Raw genomic sequence first — 16,636 nt, forward strand, 5'->3', positions numbered from 1 at the left:
ATGAATCCTATTCAACAATTCAAGACAGAAGTCGAACAGAACATACAACGCCTAGGACAGGATGTCTCCTTGCCGGACGATTCTCTAGCTTGGATGCTCAAGGCAGGTACGGTAGGTGCCTATACTTATAATTTTACCTGGCTTGGACGGCCGATTATTCAGTATCCTCAAGATATACAGGCAATGCAGGAGATCATATGGGAAACACGACCAGACATTATCATTGAAACTGGCATTGCTCATGGCGGCTCCCTAATTATGAGTGCGTCCATGTTGGCCCTCCTCGATTACTGCGACGCGCAGACTAATAAGACAGCGCTTACGCCTGGTTTGTCGTCACGTAAGGTGATTGGGGTGGACATTGATATACGTGCTCATAACAAGGAGGCGATAGAGCAGCATCCTTTGAGCCACCTGATTACGATGATTCAGGGATCCAGTATTGCGGTCGATACTATTGAGCGGGTTAAACAAATTGCGGCTGGTGGAAAACGGATACTGGTCTTTCTTGATTCAAATCATACTCACGAACATGTATTGGCGGAACTTGAAGCCTATGCGCCCTTAGTCAGCGTCGGTAGCTATTGCGTGGTGTTTGATACGGTTGTTGAGGATATGCCAGAAAATTTGTGTGTAGGTCGCCCTTGGAGCCCGGGTAATAGTCCAAAAACAGCGGTGCATGAATGGCTGAAAAAACATTTCGAATTTGAGATCGACAAAAGTATACAAGACAAGTTATTAATTACCGTCGCACCAGACGGATATTTGAAGCGAGTCAAAGCCTAGCCGTGGAGAAAAATTCAAAATTAGATTCATCTGAAACTAGGCCTGTAATGCCCCTTGTCTCCATAGGAGTACCTGTTTATAACGGCGCAGCAACTTTAGAGCGGGTACTGGATTCTTTGTTGAGACAAAGTCTAGTCGATTTTGAATTGATTATTTCTGACAATAATTCTAACGATGGAACGGCTGCGATTTGTCAAGCTTTCGCGGATAGAGATGTACGTGTCCGTTACATAAGACAGGTCCAGAATTTGGGCGCTGTGTTTAATTTTCAATATGTTATGGATCAGGCACGCGGACGGTATTTTTTATGGGCTGCTTGTGATGACGTGCGAACACTGGATTTTCTCGAAGAAAATGTACGGTTCCTCGAAAATAATCCCGATTATGTAGCATCGGCCAGTCCAAATTGTTTCGAGGGAGAGCCGCCAGTCGGCGCAAACTTCATATCGTTTTCTATCGCTGCGCCAACGATCCATGATAGGTTTCATCTCTTTTTTCAAAACTGCTGGGAATCGCATGGTATTTTTTATTCGGTTGTTCGTACTGAAGTGTTAAAGAAGTGCGAACTTTTCGGCCAATCTTTTGCCGCCGCTGATTGGGCTTTTAATTTGTTCTTAGCGAGTCAAGGGAATATTCATCGTTGCGATAAAGGGCTAACAATATTTGGCTTAAATGGTGTTAGTAGTCGATCAGGTTCTTATCGTGCTTTTCGTACTCGGCGAATAGAATTGCTATTACCTTTTTATCGTTTGAGCTTGTACGTGCTTAAACTTTCAGCGCAATTTCCATTGCGGGAGAAGTTTAAAATATTAAGGGCGTTGTTTAAAATAAATATGCGGGCAAGTTGGGGGCAAGCTTATTCAGCCCTTTATCAACTCTATTGCGCGCATCTGAAGCCAAAGCGCAAGCTCACTCATCTGGAATAATCTCCATGCGTCTGGTTCATGAATTTAAAAAGCGTTTACAGCGCCAACTTGTGATAGCAAACGCTCCGCTGGAGCGCCTGGCTGAACGTCAGGTGATTTTGCAGGCATTAGCCATGGCGAAAGCAAATCGCGCTCGTCAAAAGATCCAAGGATTACAGGAAGTTGAATTCTGTGCATTTTCTCAATGGGGTGAAGACGGCATCATTGATTGGCTGATTGAAGTTCTTCAAGATATTCCACATTCATTTATAGAATTTGGCGTTGGTGACTATCGTGAGTCAAATACACGTCTGTTATTACAGCTACGAAATTGGCGTGGCTTGATTCTGGATGGCTCTGCCGATCACATAGAGGACATACAAGGACAAGAGCTTTACTGGCGACATGAATTGCAGGCGAAACGTGTGTTTATTGATCGTGACAATATCAATCAACTTATAGAAAACGCCGGTTTTTCGGGAGATGTCGGCCTGTTATCTGTGGATATCGACGGCAACGATTACTGGGTATGGCAGGCGATTACTGTGGTAAATCCTGCGATCGTTGTTTGCGAATACAACGCTGTTTTTGGCGATTTGCATCAATTAACCGTGCCTTATCGTTCGGATTTTCAGCGCGCTAATGCCCATCACTCTTTATTGTATTTTGGCGCTTCGCTTCAGGCGATGATCGCTTTGGGTAAGGCTAAGGGATATGCGTTTGTTGGAACGGCGTCTAATGGTTGCAATGCTTTTTTCGTGCGCAACGACCTATCTGTATTGGTAACGGATAAATTGGATCGTGTTTGCGCATTTCCATCGGCGGCGCGGGAAGCGAGAGATGCCGAAGGATGCTTGATGTTTATCGGAGGCCCGGCGCGGGCTGATTTGATCAAGGAGCTTCCGATTGTGAATTTATCCCGTTCTCAAACTGGTGAATTGGTTAAATTGGGGCATCTGGGTGAACTCTATTCTGAAAAGTGGCTCGCTGGACTTGGAGCTGTACTTTGAAAATTGCGTTTGATCAGCAGGTGTTTCTGCTGCAAGAATATGGCGGCATATCCCGCTACATCTGCAGTTTGGCTAAACATCTTGCACAGATGCCTAATATAGATACGCGTGTGGTAGCGCCGCTGCACTTCAACCGTAACTTGGATGCTTTGCATGGAGTGTCGGGTAAAGGCATCTTTCTGCCTAAACTGCCGTCCAAGATTTTTCGTCTCGCGATTGAAGCGAGCAAACATCTTAGCCGAAGGGCGATCAATCGTTTCGAGCCTGATATTTTGCATGAAACCTATTTTTCTTATGACGATTATCGTCCGCATAAGGCGAAGCGCGTGCTAACTGTGTATGACATGATTCACGAAAAATATGCAGATATGTTTGATCAGAGCGGTATGACGTCTGGTCCTAAAAAAGCTGCGGTATTGCGTGCGGATCACGTTATCTGTATTTCGGAAAATACGCGCCGTGATTTAATTGAATTTTGCGGCGTTCCGGAAGAGAGAACCTCGGTTGTCTATCTAAGTGCTGATGTTGAGTTTGAGGTCGTTGGTGATACATCAAAGGGAAAGGGATTGCATGGCGATCGTCCCTTCCTTTTGTACGTTGGCAATCGCGGCGGCTATAAGAATTTTGATCGATTTGTGCGAGCGTTTGCGCAATCTGAGTACCTGAAGAAAGAGTTCGACATTATCTGTTTTGGTGGTGGACCTTTAAGCACGGCTGAATTGACGGCCGCAGCTGGTCATGGACTTCGGGATAATCAGCTTGGCTATCGTTCAGGTTCTGATTCGGTGCTGGCTTCCTTGTATCTTGGAGCAGAGGCGCTGGTTTATCCGTCACTTTACGAAGGATTTGGCATTCCTCCTCTTGAGGCTATGGCCGCCGGTTGTGCTGTTATTTGCAGCAATACTAGTTCAGTACCGGAAGTTGTTGGGGATGCAGGTGAGTATTTTGACCCGAATAGTGAAGAGTCAATGACGGCCGCAATGGAATTGGTATTGCAGTCAGATGAACGCAAAGCAGATCTTGTTGCACGTGGTTTGCAGCAGTATCGTACTTTCAGTTGGGAGAAGTGCGCCAGGGAGACTATGTCCATATATCGGAGCCTGACTTGAAAAAAGCGCTTATTTGTGGAGTGTCAGGTCAGGACGGTGCTTATCTCGCCCAGCTTTTGTTGACCAAAGGTTACCAGGTTTGGGGGACGTCTCGCGATGCGCAGGTGGCGAACTTTTCGAACCTTGATAAGTTGGGAGTACGCAGTCAGGTTAATGTGCTTTCGATGGCACAAAGCGATTTCCGTAGTGTTCTTAATACTTTGTCGCGCTCTGAGCCTGATGAGATTTATTTTCTTTCAGGCCAGAGTTCTGTCGGCTTGTCTTTTGATCAGCCGGCCGAAAGTATAGAAAGCATTACATACGGGGCACTCAACCTTCTTGAGGCAGTTCGTTTTCTTGGGGCGAAGTCTCGCATTTATCACGCAAGTTCCAGTGAGTGCTTTGGTGAGGTTGGCCTGGAGGAGCATGCCAATGAAATGACCCCATTTAGACCACGCAGCCCTTATGGTGTTGCCAAGGCATCTGCGCACTGGCTGGTAACTAACTATCGTGAAGCGTACGGTTTGTTTTGTTGTAACGGTATTCTTTTCAATCATGAATCTCCTTTGAGACCGGCCCGCTTTGTTACACGGAAAATAGTTTCGACTGCCTGTCGAATAGCGGCAGGTTCTAAAGAACGGCTTGTATTGGGGAGGCTTGATATTGCACGGGACTGGGGATGGTCACCTGATTTTGTAGATGCTATGTGGCGCATGATGCAGCAAAAGAATCCCGATGACTATGTCATCGCGACAGGTAGTACACATACGCTGGAAGAATTTGTTTCGCAGGTGTTTGAGCATCTAGGTATGGATTGGCATGCCCATGTCGACTCAGATACAGCACTATTTCGCCCATCCGAAATTATTCATAGCGCAGGTGATCCATCAAAGGCAGCTCGCGTGCTTGAATGGACATCATCGGTCTCATTTCCTGTATTGATAGGTCGACTGGTTGAGGCTGAGTTGATGAATGATACTAGTCAGTTTGGGAAAATATAAAAATGGAATCACCGCTTTTGACTATCGTCACAGTGACGAAAAATTGTGCCAATACGCTCGAAAAAACGCTTCTTTCCGTTCAGGCTATTAAGAATTCTGACATCGAATATCTCGTCATTGATGGTGTATCCACTGATGGCACATTGCAGTTGCTTGAACAGTACGGCGGCATAGTTGATCGCATGGTATCGGAACCTGATACCGGTATTTACAATGCAATGAATAAGGGTATTTGTTTTGCCCGTGGCAAATATATTTTGTTTATCAATGGTGATGATGAGTTGTTAATAGCAGGATTCCCTGAAGTGCTGAGAGTCTTGCAATCCGATGAGGTCGATATAATTTCTGCGGTATCGCTGATCGGATCCTTCGCTGTACCAACTGAAAGATTGGTGGCTAAACCATGGCAGCTCTGGTTTTTTAATTCCATTCCACATCCTTCAACATTTGTTAAAAGTACTCTTCTAAAAGAGTATTTATTTCGTGAAGATTTAAAGATTGCTGCGGATTACGATTTTTTTCTACGCGCTTATCTTTCAGGTCACACATTTAAGGTGCTTTCTTCGATTACTGCTTTGCATCACCGTGGCGGTGCTTCTGGTAATACAGACCGATCTTTGGCCGAGGTGGAACTAATCAGGTTCGAGTTACTTGGCTGGCGCTATCCTGTCGCGAACTTTATCAAAGCTTTGCACCGTCGTCTAAAGGGATATCGCGCAACCTGATTCAGGTTGGATATCCATAGAATTCTTTGATTTCCCGTAAGGGTTTGTATTTATAAAGGCGCTTGTTGATGCGAATATTGTTTTGCTGCCAGTTTTATGCGCCAAGCATTGGTGGTGTACAGGAAGTCATTCGACAAATCGCTGAACGACTTGTCGAGCGGGGGCATGAACTTACCGTAGCAACGACCCGTTTGCCTATGCGCGAATTCAACTTGCTGAATGGCGTTGCGATCCAGGAATTTGATGTTGCTGGAAACATTGTCAGTGGCATGACTGGTGAGGTGAGTGCTTATCAGAAGTACGTATCTGAAGGTGATTTTGATGTGGTGATGATTTATGCCGCACAGCAGTGGACGTTTGATGCCTTATGGTCAGTGCTGGACAGCTGTTCTTCGGCAAAGGTATTCGTACCTTGTGGATTTTCTGGTTTGTATGAGCCAGGATACGCTGAGTATTTTCAGAAATTGCCTAGCATCCTTCATAAGTTTGACCATTTGATTTTCAATGCGACGAAGTATCGTGACATTGATTATGCAAAAGAGCATGGCATTCAAAAATTCTCTGTCTTCCCTAATGGTGCGAGTGAACTGGAATTTAATTCTACATGCGACTCCACATTCAGATCCAGGCATGCGATTCCGAAAGATTCATTTCTGTATCTGACGGTCGGTAGTTTTACCGGTTTGAAAGGACATTTAGAACTTGTGACTGCCTTCGCTAAAATGGAGTTGGGTGAAGGCCAGCATGCTACGCTTATCCTTAACGGAAATGAGGTTCAAAGGCTGGAGCGAAACGTAGTAGGCATCTTGAATAAGATCAGGGGACTGGTAAAAACTCATGGACTGTTCAATGCACTGCGACAGATTTTAAACAAAGTAAATGGCGCAAGCTCCTCTCCTAAAAGTATTGCAGAAAGTATTAACAGGTCGCAATCCAACAAACGGGTCCTGGTTTCGGATTTCGGCAGGGCTGAGTTAACACAAGCATTTATGACTGCCGATTTGTTTGTTTTTGCCTCTAATATTGAATACTGTCCACTAGTATTATTTGAGACAGCTGCAGCTGGCACTCCGTTTCTCTCGGTAAGTGTGGGAAATTCGGTGGAAATTGCTCAGTGGACTGGCGCAGGATTGATCTGCCCGTCAACTGTGGACGCAAAAGGTTATACCCTAGTTGATACAAGCATCCTTGCGCAGGAAATGGCTGGCCTTATACCGCAGAAGGAAATGTTGGCGAAGCTTGGTGCAACGGGAAGAGAAAACTGGCGGAATCATTTTACCTGGGACAAAGTGACAGATCGTTTTGAACAGCTATTTTTGCGATTGAAAGACGAAAAAGCATGAAAGTTTTACTTACCGGCGCAAGGGGAAATTTTGGAACAGAGTTTCTCAAGTTGGCAGATTGCGATGTGGTTCAATTCGGCCGGGATGAGTGGCACGCACCTAAGCCGGAGCTATTCAGCGGAGTCGATGTCGTTGTACATGCGGCGAGCGATTTGCATACAAAAATTGGTGTGTCGCCGACCAGATTAATTGATTCCAACCTGACTTCTACCGCGAGACTATTGGAGTCTGCCCGGGAGCATCGGATTCCGCGATTTGTGTTCTTGAGCAGCTGCGCAGTGTACGGCGAAGATATGCGCACAAACGAAGACCATCAATGTTCGCCAGTTAGCCTGAATGGAACGAGCAAGCTCCTGAATGAAAGAATGATTGCAGAGTTTTGTTCGGTGAACGACATCAAGTACGAAATACTTCGTATTTTTAATATGTATGGTGGTCACGATAATTTTTCTATCGTCAATCACTTGAAGAAATCCTTAGATGACGACTCTCCTTTTACCTTGAACAATGGTGGGATTGCTCAGCGTGACTTTATTCATGTCGCAGACGTAGCATTTATCGTATTTAAGTTGCTTCAAATGAATATCCCCTATTCTTACCTGAATATAGGCACTGGGACCGCAACGAAAATTTCGACATTGATTGATTTGGCTCAAAGGCGTTTCCCGGCTTTATCTATTCAACATGCTCAGACAAGAGAGGCCGAATATTCTCGAGCAGATATTACAAAACTACGAGAGTTTATTAACATCGATTTTGTAAAAATTGAGAATTACATGAATGAGCATTTCATGAAGGGGAATGAAGGTAGATGAAGATGGTTTTGGTGGGCTTTTTCTGAAAGTTCATGTCGGAAAATAGCACTACTTCTAGAGTCGATTCTTTTCATGTCTATGATCATTGCAAAAATAATTGGCGGCCTTGGTAATCAAATGTTTCAATATGCTAGTGCTCGTGCGCAAGCAATAAAGAAAAATTCTCAACTGTGCCTAGATATTTCTGGTTTTAGTAATTACAAATTGCACCAGGGGTTTGAGCTTCAGCGCTTGTTCAATTTGCCATACGAAATTGCCACCCCAAAAGACATTTCAGATGCATTAGGTTGGCAATCACCAGCTATTGTGCGGCGGGTTATCTCCCAACCTTACTGCGCCTTTCTACGCCATGAAAATTTTGTGGCCGAACCTCATTTTCATTATTGGCCCGGCATCAAAAATATTTCCGACAATTGCTATCTTTCGGGTTATTGGCAGTCAGAGAAATATTTTGCCGACTTATCTGTTGATATACGTGAAGATTTTCGATTTTTACCGATTCTTCAGGGGCCAAATTTTGAACTGGCAAAGCAACTTACAGCTGAAACTTCAGTAAGCGTGCATATTCGTAGGGGCGACTACATTAACAATCCCAAAAATATATCTACCTTTCAAGTCTGTTCCCTTGAGTACTATCAGGCTGCTATTAAATATGTGACGGAGCGAGTTGCTCAGCCCGTTTTTTATATATTTTCTGATGATATTAAATGGGTGAAAGAAAATTTGAAGATGGATTTCCCCCATCACTATTTGAGCCATAACCAAGGTGGTGAAAGTTATAACGACATGCGATTGATGAGCCTATGTAAACATCACATTATTGCTAACAGCTCGTTCAGTTGGTGGGGGGCATGGCTAAATCCGGACCAGCGGAAAATTGTAGTCGCACCCAAGAAATGGTTTGTCGCTGAATTTGATACTCGTGATCTTTATCCTCCTGCTTGGGTTCGATTATGAAAGATGATGGGCGATTAAAAACGGCCATTATTGTTTTTATCTGTGCATTTCTATACGCGATCGTGATGATGACGGTATCCCGCGAGATAGTGGTTCCTCGCATGACATCGTCGACAACGGGGCATATTGCCGGCGACCCTCAGTACTATCACGAATTGGCTTTGCAAAAGGCTGAAGATATTCGCGTGGGTGGTTATAAAGAGTTTGAATTACGCCCTGGCGGCAATGCACCGGGTGGTGTCGCGAGCCTGCTGTATCTTGTTTCGGACAGCTCATTTGGTATCGTCGTACTGAATGCGATTTTGCATGGCGCTTCAACTCTCATCATGTTGATGATCTTGTTGTGCTGGTTTCCGATGCGTATCTCGCTCATTGCAATTCTTCCTCTGGCTATATCGCCATATATGATGGTCTGGTTTTCCCAGATCAATAAAGATTCTTTTGTCTTGACGGGAGTTCTGTTTTTTACCTACGGTTTGATTAGACTTCTACAGAGCAAAGAAACTCATAAGCCTTGCCCTAACGAGCTAGGTAGTTTATTGCCACTTATGAGCGGCATTTTTTTGATTTGGCTGATGAGACCATATGTGAATCAGATACTTTTTCCAGTTTCTGTATTTATCATATTGTTTGTCTCGGTGATTCAATTGAGAAAAGGTCTGAAAATACAGGAATTTCGTAAGCTTTTTCTGTGTGGCTTTTTCTTGCTTATCGCCTTATTTTTCCTAGGGAAAGGCGCTGCATCTGATGTCACCCTTGATCGCCTCAACACGTGGGAAAGCAGCGTGGAAATGCAATCTCACAACTCGGTTGCGGCTGAATGTTTTGCAAATATAGATGGACAAGTTTGGCATAACGAGGAGTTTTTACCTGATTTCATTGAGCATAAATTGAAGGCAATGATGGGGCAGCGTTGCATGATTTTTACACTCTTGGATACTCAGGATAATGCGACCACTTTGTTTTCCTTTGTAGATAGAGATGTCTTTCCTAGTGGCTCTTTAGAGGCATTACTTTACCTGCCTCGAGCCGCACTGTTGGGAATTTTTTCTCCATTGCCTGAGCACTGGGATTATATTTTTGTTTATAGATCTTCTGTGTTTTATACCATTACACCTATCGAAGCGATCATGTTTTATATTGGTCTGATTAGTATGTCCGTATGGATTTTTATCAAAAGAGAATGGAGTGCTTTGGTTCCGATCGTACTGTCTTTTTCTGTCATGACTGTATATGGAATGGCGACTCCATTCATTGGTGCCTTATACAGGTATCGTTACCCATGGTGGGTGATGTTGATATGCTTGGGTCTTGCTGCCCTCTTGCATTTAAGGCAGGTTAAGAAATTGTAATGTTGAATATTCAGATTCGCGCTTCGGTTATTGCTTGAATGTCCGAAATTAGTAATCCGAGGAATTTAAGATATTTATGCAGGATATATCTCGTTTATGAACACTCTTTTAGTGAAGGCTCATCCTGATTCAGTCCCAAGCCGAACCTTGGTGATCGGTGGCGGTGGCTATATCGGGTCATATTTAGTGCCATTGTTGATTGCTAGCGGACGAAAGGTAACTGTATTGGGGAAAAGTGCGGCTTCGCAGTTTCCCTTGCCTGTTGATGCTGTTTATGTGTCAGGAGATTTCGGCCAGAAAGATCTGATCCGCTCGTTACTTGATTCGCATCAGGAAATAGTTCATTTGGCATATGCCAGTAAGCCAAATACCTCATTTCACAATCCTTTAGAGGATTTGTTGCAGAATTTGCCTCCGACTGTGCAATTGTTCTCTGAGATAGCAGCTAGAGGAGGGAAGTTGATATTGATTTCTTCTGGCGGCACTGTATATGGCGAGGCGCAAAATTTCCCTATTCGTGAAGATCATTCAACACAACCGATTTCTCCTTACGGACTTACGAAGCTGACATTGGAGAATTACGCGCGCCTATACGCGATGACGCATGATCTTAGGTATGTGTGTATCCGCCCTTCAAATGCGTATGGAGTGGGGCAGCGACCATTTGCGGGGCAAGGTTTCATTTCAACTGCGATGGGGTGCGTAATGCGTGGGCAACCCATACAAATATTCGGTGAAGAGGGGGCTGTACGTGACTATATTTACGTCAGCGATCTGGCTTCTGGAGTTTTCAGTGCGATGCAATTTGGTAAGTTGTCTGAAACTTATAATCTCGGTTCCGGAATTGGTTTTACAAATAGGGCAGTCATCGAGATGATGACACCTTCTATGAAGATGATTGGATTTGATGTCAAGGTTGAACATCTTCCCGAAAGACCATTTGATGTGAAAGCAAATGTGTTAGATACGACAAAGCTGAAAAGCGATACAGGCTGGCAGCCAAATATAGGAATCGATGAAGGCCTTGCCTTGACCGCAAAGTGGATGAGTAATTTCAATGGTTAGCTTTAATCGCAGTGAGAGCTCAGATTCTGAGCAGCCTTTGCTAACTATCGGTATGCCAATATTCAATGCAGGCGCTTATTTGCGTTTGGCTGTCTTATCCATACTTCAGCAATCCTTCAAGAATTGGGAGCTATTGATTATCGATGACGGGTCTGATGACGATGCTTTGCAAACGATCGAGGATTTAAAGGACTCACGTATTCGGATATTAATAGACGGTAGTAATCGAGGACTGGCTGCTCGATTGAATGAGTGTGTTGAGCTGGCTTGTGGAAAATATTTTGCAAGAATGGATCAAGACGATGTGTCTTATCCAGACCGATTTCTTCTTCAGTTCCTGCACCTTGAGCAGAATCCGAATCTTGATCTTTTAGCCGTCCGTGCTATTACCATTGATGAAAAAAACAATATAACCGGATTATTTCCCGCCGCATTAACTCACGCTGAAATATGCGCAAAACCTTGGCGGGGATTCTATCTGCCTCATCCTACATGGATGGGGAAAATAGAATGGTTTCGGAGAAATCGATACGCAGTTCCAGGGCCGTATTTCTGCGAGGATCAGGAGCTTCTTTTAAGAAGCTATAAGACTAGTGTGTTTGCTACTTTGGACAGTATTTTGTTCGCATACAGAGTAAGAAATAAAGTAAATTGGCGCAAGTTGTCATTAACACGTCGCACAGTTTTGACGCTCCAATTGAAATATCTTTCAGAAGAAAGCTTAATCTTTACTTTCTTGGCATTAATTACTTATGCAGGACGTATTTTTAGTGATTTGGGCAAGAGGCTAGGGTTCTCTCATTACAAGGGGGGGCGTGACGTAGATCACGCCAATAACGAAGAGTGGACGGCTGTACTGAACCGCCTATCATTAAATACAACGGAATAGAAATGCCGTGAAAGAAAAACTTTGCTATGTAGCGACTGTTCCCGCAGCTGTTCACGTATTTTTAAGAGTGCATATTCAGGCAGCAGTTGAAGACTACGATGTAACGGTTATATGCAATTCAACGGATCGTCATTTGCTTGACGACCTGGCTGCTCATATCATTGAGTTGCCCATTCAGCGAAAGCCATCTCCGTTTTTAGATTTGCTGGTTTTGTTTAGATTATTCTTTCTGTTTCGTCGGTATAAATTTGATATCGTGCATACGATTATGCCGAAAACCGGATTGCTCGGTATGTGGGCCGCATGGCTGGCGATGGTACCTGTTCGCATCCATACCTTTACTGGGCAAGTTTGGGTGACGAAATCTGGAATAAAGCGTTTGTTTTTGAAAATTTTTGATCGATTAATCATTTCTTTTTCGACGTGTATTTTGACAGACAGCAAATCCCAGCAAGATTTTCTTGTCAGTGAAGGTATATTGAAAAGAGGTAAGGCACGACTGATTGGTGCGGGTTCTATATGTGGAGTCGATGCTAAACGGTTTCATCCTGATCTAGTAGCCAGAGAAACGATTAGACGGGAGCTTGATCTCTCGCCTGAAATAAAAGTAATTCTCTTTGTCGGCAGGCTTAACAGAGATAAGGGGATTCTAAATTTGGCTTATGCATTTGACGCTGTTGCAAGAAACAATCATCAAATTGCGTTATTGGTATTGGGTGCGGAAGAAGAAGTACGCTTCGATTTGATTGAAGACATATGCTGTGAGGTGAAGGAACGTTTGCGTTACGTTCGCTTCACCTCAACACCTGAACGCTATATGGCCGCCGCAGATGTTCTTTGCCTGCCAAGTTATCGCGAAGGATTTAGCATGGTCGTTATTGAAGCCGCAGCCTGTGGCTTGCCAGCAGTAGCCTCCCGTATTAGCGGAATTATTGATGCCGTTAAAGAGAATGAAACGGCATTGTTGTTTGCGCCGGATGATGCAAGTGGTTTAGAAAAATCTTTATTAACATTGATTAGCGACGATGAATTAAGAGGCCGCATGGGTGATGCTGCTCGTCTTCATGTGCTCGAATTTTTTCCGACTGAGCATATTACTCATGAGATGCAGGTCTTGTATGGTGTTCTTTCTAGTAATGCGAAAATGGCTTGTAATTGCCTATAAGTGGACGGATTAGCTTGATGACTAAGTTTGCTGTGACTGGTGCAAATGGTTTTGTAGGACGCGCACTTTGTGCTGAGTTGATAAGACGCGGTCATTGGGTCCGTGCGATTGTGCGCACCACTAACGCGCCAGACTTTACATGTTCGGAAGTAGTCGTTGTTCCCGATATCGGGCTGGATGTTGATTGGGAGGATGCACTCCAAGACATAGAGATAGTCATACATCTTGCTGCAAGAGTGCATGTTATGCGTGAAGATTCATTGAAACCAATTGATGCATTTCGTCAGGTAAATGTGACTGGGACTGAGTGCCTTGCCCGGGCAGCTGCGAGGGGAGGAGTCCGTCGATTCATTTACGTGAGTTCAATAGGAGTGAACGGAGCAGAAACATCTTTGGGACGACCTTTTACCGAGCAAGATAATGTTAATCCACACAGTGCTTATGCGCTTTCCAAGTGGGAGGCTGAGCAGATCTTGTTAGAAATCGCCGAGGCAAGTAAGTTGGGGGTGGTGATTTTGAGGCCGCCGCTAGTTTATGGCAGAAATGCCCCGGGTAATTTTTCGCTTATGTTGAAATCATTGGCGAGTGGTATGCCACTTCCGCTTGCCTCCATAAAAAATCTTCGTAGTTTCATTTATATAGAAAATTTGGTAGATGCTCTCATACTTTGTGCTTTGCATAAGGACGCTGCGGGAAGTATCTATTTAGTCAGCGATAGTGAAGAAATTTCCACTCCAGATTTATTGAGGCTCTTGGGTGAGACCATGAATTTTTCGGTGCGTTTGTTGCCTTTCCCAATTGGTTTTCTCAAGTTTGGTGGCAGATTAATTGGTAAGACGGATCAAATGGCCCGGTTAGTTGGTTCTTTGCGTATTGATAATGGAAAAATTCGCCGAGAATTGAACTGGAAGCCCCCATTTACGTTAGTAGATGGGCTATCTGCTTCTGCCAGTGAGATAACTGAAAATTGAAGATGAAGCGATTTTTCGATTTTTCTCTGGCTGTCGTTATCGCGGCTATATTATGTATGCCTATGTTGTTGATCGCGCTACTCGTTCGATTTACTTCATCGGGGTCGGTTATATATTGGTCAGACCGTATCGGGAAAAATAACAAATTATTTAAGATGCCGAAGTTCCGAACGATGCGTGTGGATACACCAGCAGTAGCAACGCATTTGCTATCAGATGCTGACAAGTTCCTGACTCCGATCGGCTCCTTTTTGCGCCGCTCAAGTCTGGATGAATTACCCCAGTTATGGAGTATTCTCTGTGGAGATATGAGCTTCGTCGGTCCGCGTCCAGCTTTGTTTAATCAGGATGATCTGATAGCGCTGCGTACCCATTATGGCGTTGATAAAATGACTCCTGGTTTGACAGGTTGGGCGCAGATTAATGGACGTGATGAACTGCCGATTCCGGAGAAGGTACAACTGGATGTGGAATACATGCAGCGACAATCCTTTTGGTTCGATCTGAAAATCATATTTTTTACATTTCTTAAAGTGCTAAAAAAAGACGGCATTACCCACTGAGCCAAGATGAAGCCCTTTCTCGAATTACCACGTTTTCAAAAACAGCTGATCGCTGCGACGGCCGATCTGCTTTTGTTGCCACTGACTTTTTATCTGTCGGTATTGCTGCGTTACGACAGCAGTACGCCGCAGTTATTCCAGATGTATTTCTGGATGATAGTCGCGGCACCGCTGATTTCCATTCCTATTTTTCTTCGACTCGGTCTTTATCGCGCGGTGATCCGCTTTATCGATCAAAAAATCGTCTATGTGGTTGTGCTGGGGGTAACGCTGTCTGTCATTTGCATGGCGGCGTTGGCGACCTTTACACACACTGTCACCCTGTCGCGCGGGGTTTTTGGCATCTACTGGGTTAGCGCCATTCTGTATGTCGTCGCCAGTCGTTTCATGGCGCGCGGTTATCTGCTGCGGACGAATGATAAAAGCGGTGCAATACGCGTCGCTATTTATGGGGCCGGGCATTCGGGGATGCAGTTGGCCAGTGCATTGCGTGCAGGGAGTGCATACCTTCCCGTCGCTTTGCTTGACGATAAAAAGGAATTGCAGGGAGCAACGATTGCCGGTGTAAAAGTATGGGCGCCGGATTGCCTGCCTAGATTGGTTGCTGATAAGCAGGTGCAGGAAATTTTGCTGGCGATGCCATCCTTGCGCAAGGCAGAGCAGAAAATCATTCTTGAAAGACTGGAGCCGCTCAAGATCAAGATCAAGGTGACGCCGCCGATTACGAGTCTGATTAACGGTGAATTGCGGGTGCAGGATATACGCGATATTGAAATTGAGGATTTATTGGGCCGCGATACGGTAGAGCCGAATGCGCAATTGCTGACTACCTGTATCACCGGGAAAACCGTATTGGTGACGGGGGCTGGCGGCTCGATAGGATCGGAATTATGTCGCCAGATCATTCGTTTGAAACCCAAGCGTCTGTTGTTACTGGATATATCAGAGTTTGCGCTGTACTCGATCGAGCAGGATTTGCGGGGAATAGAACAAGCCCATCATGACAATGTGAAGTTACTACCTTTTCTCGGTTCGGTGCTGGATGAGGAAAAATGCGAACGCATTTTGCGTACCTTTGCAGTCGATACCATCTATCACGCGGCGGCGTACAAACATGTTCCGCTGGTTGAGCACAATCCGATTCAAGGCATACGCAATAATGCATTTGGCACCATGACGTTGGCGCAAGCTGCGATTGCTGCGAAAGTCGCGTGTTTTGTACTGATTTCTACCGACAAGGCAGTCCGTCCCACTAATGTGATGGGAACGACCAAGCGTCTGTCGGAGCTTATTTTGCAGGGACTGTCGCGTGCGCAGAACCAGACACGGTTTTGCATGGTGCGTTTTGGTAATGTCTTGGGCTCATCGGGTTCCGTGGTTCCGCTTTTTCGCAAGCAGATCATGGCAGGTGGGCCGATTACCTTGACTCATCCTGAGATTACCCGTTACTTCATGACTATACCGGAAGCGGCGCAACTGGTATTGCAGGCAGGTGCTATGGGCGAGGGCGGCGATGTATTCGTGTTGGATATGGGTGAACCTGTCAAGATTCTTGATCTTGCCACCCGCATGGTGCATCTCAGCGGGCTGGAGGTGCGTAGCGCATCCAATGAATCCAGCGATGCGATCGAGATCAGGCATGTCGGTCTTCGTCCGGGCGAAAAATTGTATGAAGAGTTACTGATCGGCTCTAACGTCGAAGGCACGCAGCATCCCTTGATCATGCGTGCACAGGAAAACGAAATTCCATGGACTGAGTTGCAGACATTGCTATTGGAGCTGAAGCAGGCTTGTGAGCAGTTCGATTACGCTCAAGTACGCACCATGTTGCAGCGTATCGTAAGCGAATATGCTCCGCAATGCGGAATAGAAGATTTGCTTTGGCTGGAAAAGAACGGTGCTTCGGGAGCCGGTGATGATCTGTTACGACAATTGGAATCTGATACGCCCATAGTCAAGCCTGGATTGCGACAGGTGAGCCCGTAGTGCTCTGCATGCTTA

General features: G+C 45.0%; 16 protein-coding genes. All 16 read left to right on the forward strand.

Features of this window, described 5'->3' with window-relative positions:
- The 16 genes from ACIQW9_RS02560 to ACIQW9_RS02635 all read left to right on the forward strand — a co-directional run bounded on the left by ACIQW9_RS02560 (position 1) and on the right by ACIQW9_RS02635 (position 16,621).
- Entirely contained in the window at positions 1-786 is a 786-nt protein-coding gene (locus ACIQW9_RS02560) for a cephalosporin hydroxylase family protein (RefSeq protein WP_402332559.1), read from the forward strand.
- Positions 787-788: 2 nt separating this feature from the next.
- Entirely contained in the window at positions 789-1,712 is a 924-nt protein-coding gene (locus ACIQW9_RS02565) for a glycosyltransferase family 2 protein (protein WP_402332562.1), read from the forward strand.
- 5 nt (positions 1,713-1,717) lie between these two features.
- Entirely contained in the window at positions 1,718-2,701 is a 984-nt protein-coding gene (locus ACIQW9_RS02570; RefSeq protein WP_402332565.1) for a hypothetical protein, read from the forward strand.
- Positions 2,671-3,810, forward strand: a complete 1,140-nt coding sequence (locus tag ACIQW9_RS02575; protein ID WP_402332568.1) for a glycosyltransferase family 4 protein — start codon at positions 2,671-2,673, stop codon at positions 3,808-3,810. Before ACIQW9_RS02570 ends, ACIQW9_RS02575 begins: the two co-directional genes overlap by 31 nt.
- Positions 3,807-4,790 (forward strand): GDP-mannose 4,6-dehydratase, encoded by a 984-nt coding sequence (locus ACIQW9_RS02580; protein ID WP_402332569.1) that lies wholly within the window; start codon positions 3,807-3,809, stop codon positions 4,788-4,790. The genes ACIQW9_RS02575 and ACIQW9_RS02580 overlap by 4 nt, the downstream gene beginning before the upstream one ends.
- A gap of 2 nt (positions 4,791-4,792) precedes the next feature.
- A complete protein-coding gene (locus ACIQW9_RS02585; protein WP_402332572.1) occupies positions 4,793-5,515 on the forward strand; it encodes a glycosyltransferase family 2 protein in 723 nt (240 codons plus the stop codon).
- 68 nt (positions 5,516-5,583) lie between these two features.
- Entirely contained in the window at positions 5,584-6,858 is a 1,275-nt protein-coding gene (locus tag ACIQW9_RS02590; RefSeq protein WP_402332575.1) for a glycosyltransferase family 4 protein, read from the forward strand.
- Entirely contained in the window at positions 6,855-7,673 is an 819-nt protein-coding gene (locus ACIQW9_RS02595) for an NAD-dependent epimerase/dehydratase family protein (protein ID WP_402332577.1), read from the forward strand. Before ACIQW9_RS02590 ends, ACIQW9_RS02595 begins: the two co-directional genes overlap by 4 nt.
- 72 nt (positions 7,674-7,745) lie before the next feature.
- Positions 7,746-8,630, forward strand: a complete 885-nt coding sequence (locus ACIQW9_RS02600) for an alpha-1,2-fucosyltransferase (protein ID WP_402332580.1) — start codon at positions 7,746-7,748, stop codon at positions 8,628-8,630.
- Complete coding sequence (locus ACIQW9_RS02605; RefSeq protein ID WP_402332583.1) at positions 8,615-9,982, forward strand: hypothetical protein; 1,368 nt, start codon at positions 8,615-8,617, stop codon at positions 9,980-9,982. The genes ACIQW9_RS02600 and ACIQW9_RS02605 overlap by 16 nt, the downstream gene beginning before the upstream one ends.
- 96 nt (positions 9,983-10,078) lie before the next feature.
- Positions 10,079-11,047, forward strand: coding sequence for an NAD-dependent epimerase/dehydratase family protein (locus tag ACIQW9_RS02610; protein WP_402332586.1), 969 nt, complete (start codon positions 10,079-10,081; stop codon positions 11,045-11,047).
- On the forward strand, positions 11,040-11,936 hold the full coding sequence (locus ACIQW9_RS02615; RefSeq protein WP_402332588.1) for a glycosyltransferase family 2 protein: 897 nt from the start codon (positions 11,040-11,042) through the stop codon (positions 11,934-11,936). The genes ACIQW9_RS02610 and ACIQW9_RS02615 overlap by 8 nt, the downstream gene beginning before the upstream one ends.
- Before the next feature lie 7 nt (positions 11,937-11,943).
- Positions 11,944-13,101 (forward strand): glycosyltransferase, encoded by a 1,158-nt coding sequence (locus ACIQW9_RS02620; RefSeq protein ID WP_402332591.1) that lies wholly within the window; start codon positions 11,944-11,946, stop codon positions 13,099-13,101.
- 17 nt (positions 13,102-13,118) lie between these two features.
- Positions 13,119-14,072: an NAD-dependent epimerase/dehydratase family protein gene (locus ACIQW9_RS02625; RefSeq protein ID WP_402332593.1), complete on the forward strand. Its 954-nt coding sequence runs from the start codon at positions 13,119-13,121 to the stop codon at positions 14,070-14,072.
- Between the two features lie 2 nt (positions 14,073-14,074).
- Positions 14,075-14,635, forward strand: coding sequence for a sugar transferase (locus ACIQW9_RS02630; protein ID WP_402332596.1), 561 nt, complete (start codon positions 14,075-14,077; stop codon positions 14,633-14,635).
- A 6-nt stretch (positions 14,636-14,641) separates the two neighbouring features.
- Positions 14,642-16,621 (forward strand): polysaccharide biosynthesis protein, encoded by a 1,980-nt coding sequence (locus ACIQW9_RS02635; protein ID WP_402332598.1) that lies wholly within the window; start codon positions 14,642-14,644, stop codon positions 16,619-16,621.
- Positions 16,622-16,636 lie beyond the last annotated feature (15 nt).

This window comes from Herminiimonas sp. NPDC097707 (assembly GCF_044761395.1).
Lineage (GTDB): Bacteria > Pseudomonadota > Gammaproteobacteria > Burkholderiales > Burkholderiaceae_D > Oxalicibacterium.

Excerpts from the sequence above, each read along its gene's own strand:
- ACIQW9_RS02560 (WP_402332559.1), top strand. The coding sequence starts at position 1 with ATGAATCCTATTCAACAATTCAAGACAGAAGTCGAACAGAACATACAA.
- ACIQW9_RS02570 (WP_402332565.1), top strand. The coding sequence starts at position 1,718 with ATGCGTCTGGTTCATGAATTTAAAAAGCGTTTACAGCGCCAACTTGTG.
- ACIQW9_RS02585 (WP_402332572.1), top strand. The coding sequence starts at position 4,793 with ATGGAATCACCGCTTTTGACTATCGTCACAGTGACGAAAAATTGTGCC.
- ACIQW9_RS02590 (WP_402332575.1), top strand. The coding sequence starts at position 5,584 with ATGCGAATATTGTTTTGCTGCCAGTTTTATGCGCCAAGCATTGGTGGT.
- ACIQW9_RS02595 (WP_402332577.1), top strand. The coding sequence starts at position 6,855 with ATGAAAGTTTTACTTACCGGCGCAAGGGGAAATTTTGGAACAGAGTTT.
- ACIQW9_RS02600 (WP_402332580.1), top strand. The coding sequence starts at position 7,746 with ATGTCTATGATCATTGCAAAAATAATTGGCGGCCTTGGTAATCAAATG.
- ACIQW9_RS02610 (WP_402332586.1), top strand. The coding sequence starts at position 10,079 with ATGAACACTCTTTTAGTGAAGGCTCATCCTGATTCAGTCCCAAGCCGA.
- ACIQW9_RS02615 (WP_402332588.1), top strand. The coding sequence starts at position 11,040 with ATGGTTAGCTTTAATCGCAGTGAGAGCTCAGATTCTGAGCAGCCTTTG.
- ACIQW9_RS02625 (WP_402332593.1), top strand. The coding sequence starts at position 13,119 with ATGACTAAGTTTGCTGTGACTGGTGCAAATGGTTTTGTAGGACGCGCA.
- ACIQW9_RS02630 (WP_402332596.1), top strand. The coding sequence starts at position 14,075 with ATGAAGCGATTTTTCGATTTTTCTCTGGCTGTCGTTATCGCGGCTATA.
- ACIQW9_RS02635 (WP_402332598.1), top strand. The coding sequence starts at position 14,642 with ATGAAGCCCTTTCTCGAATTACCACGTTTTCAAAAACAGCTGATCGCT.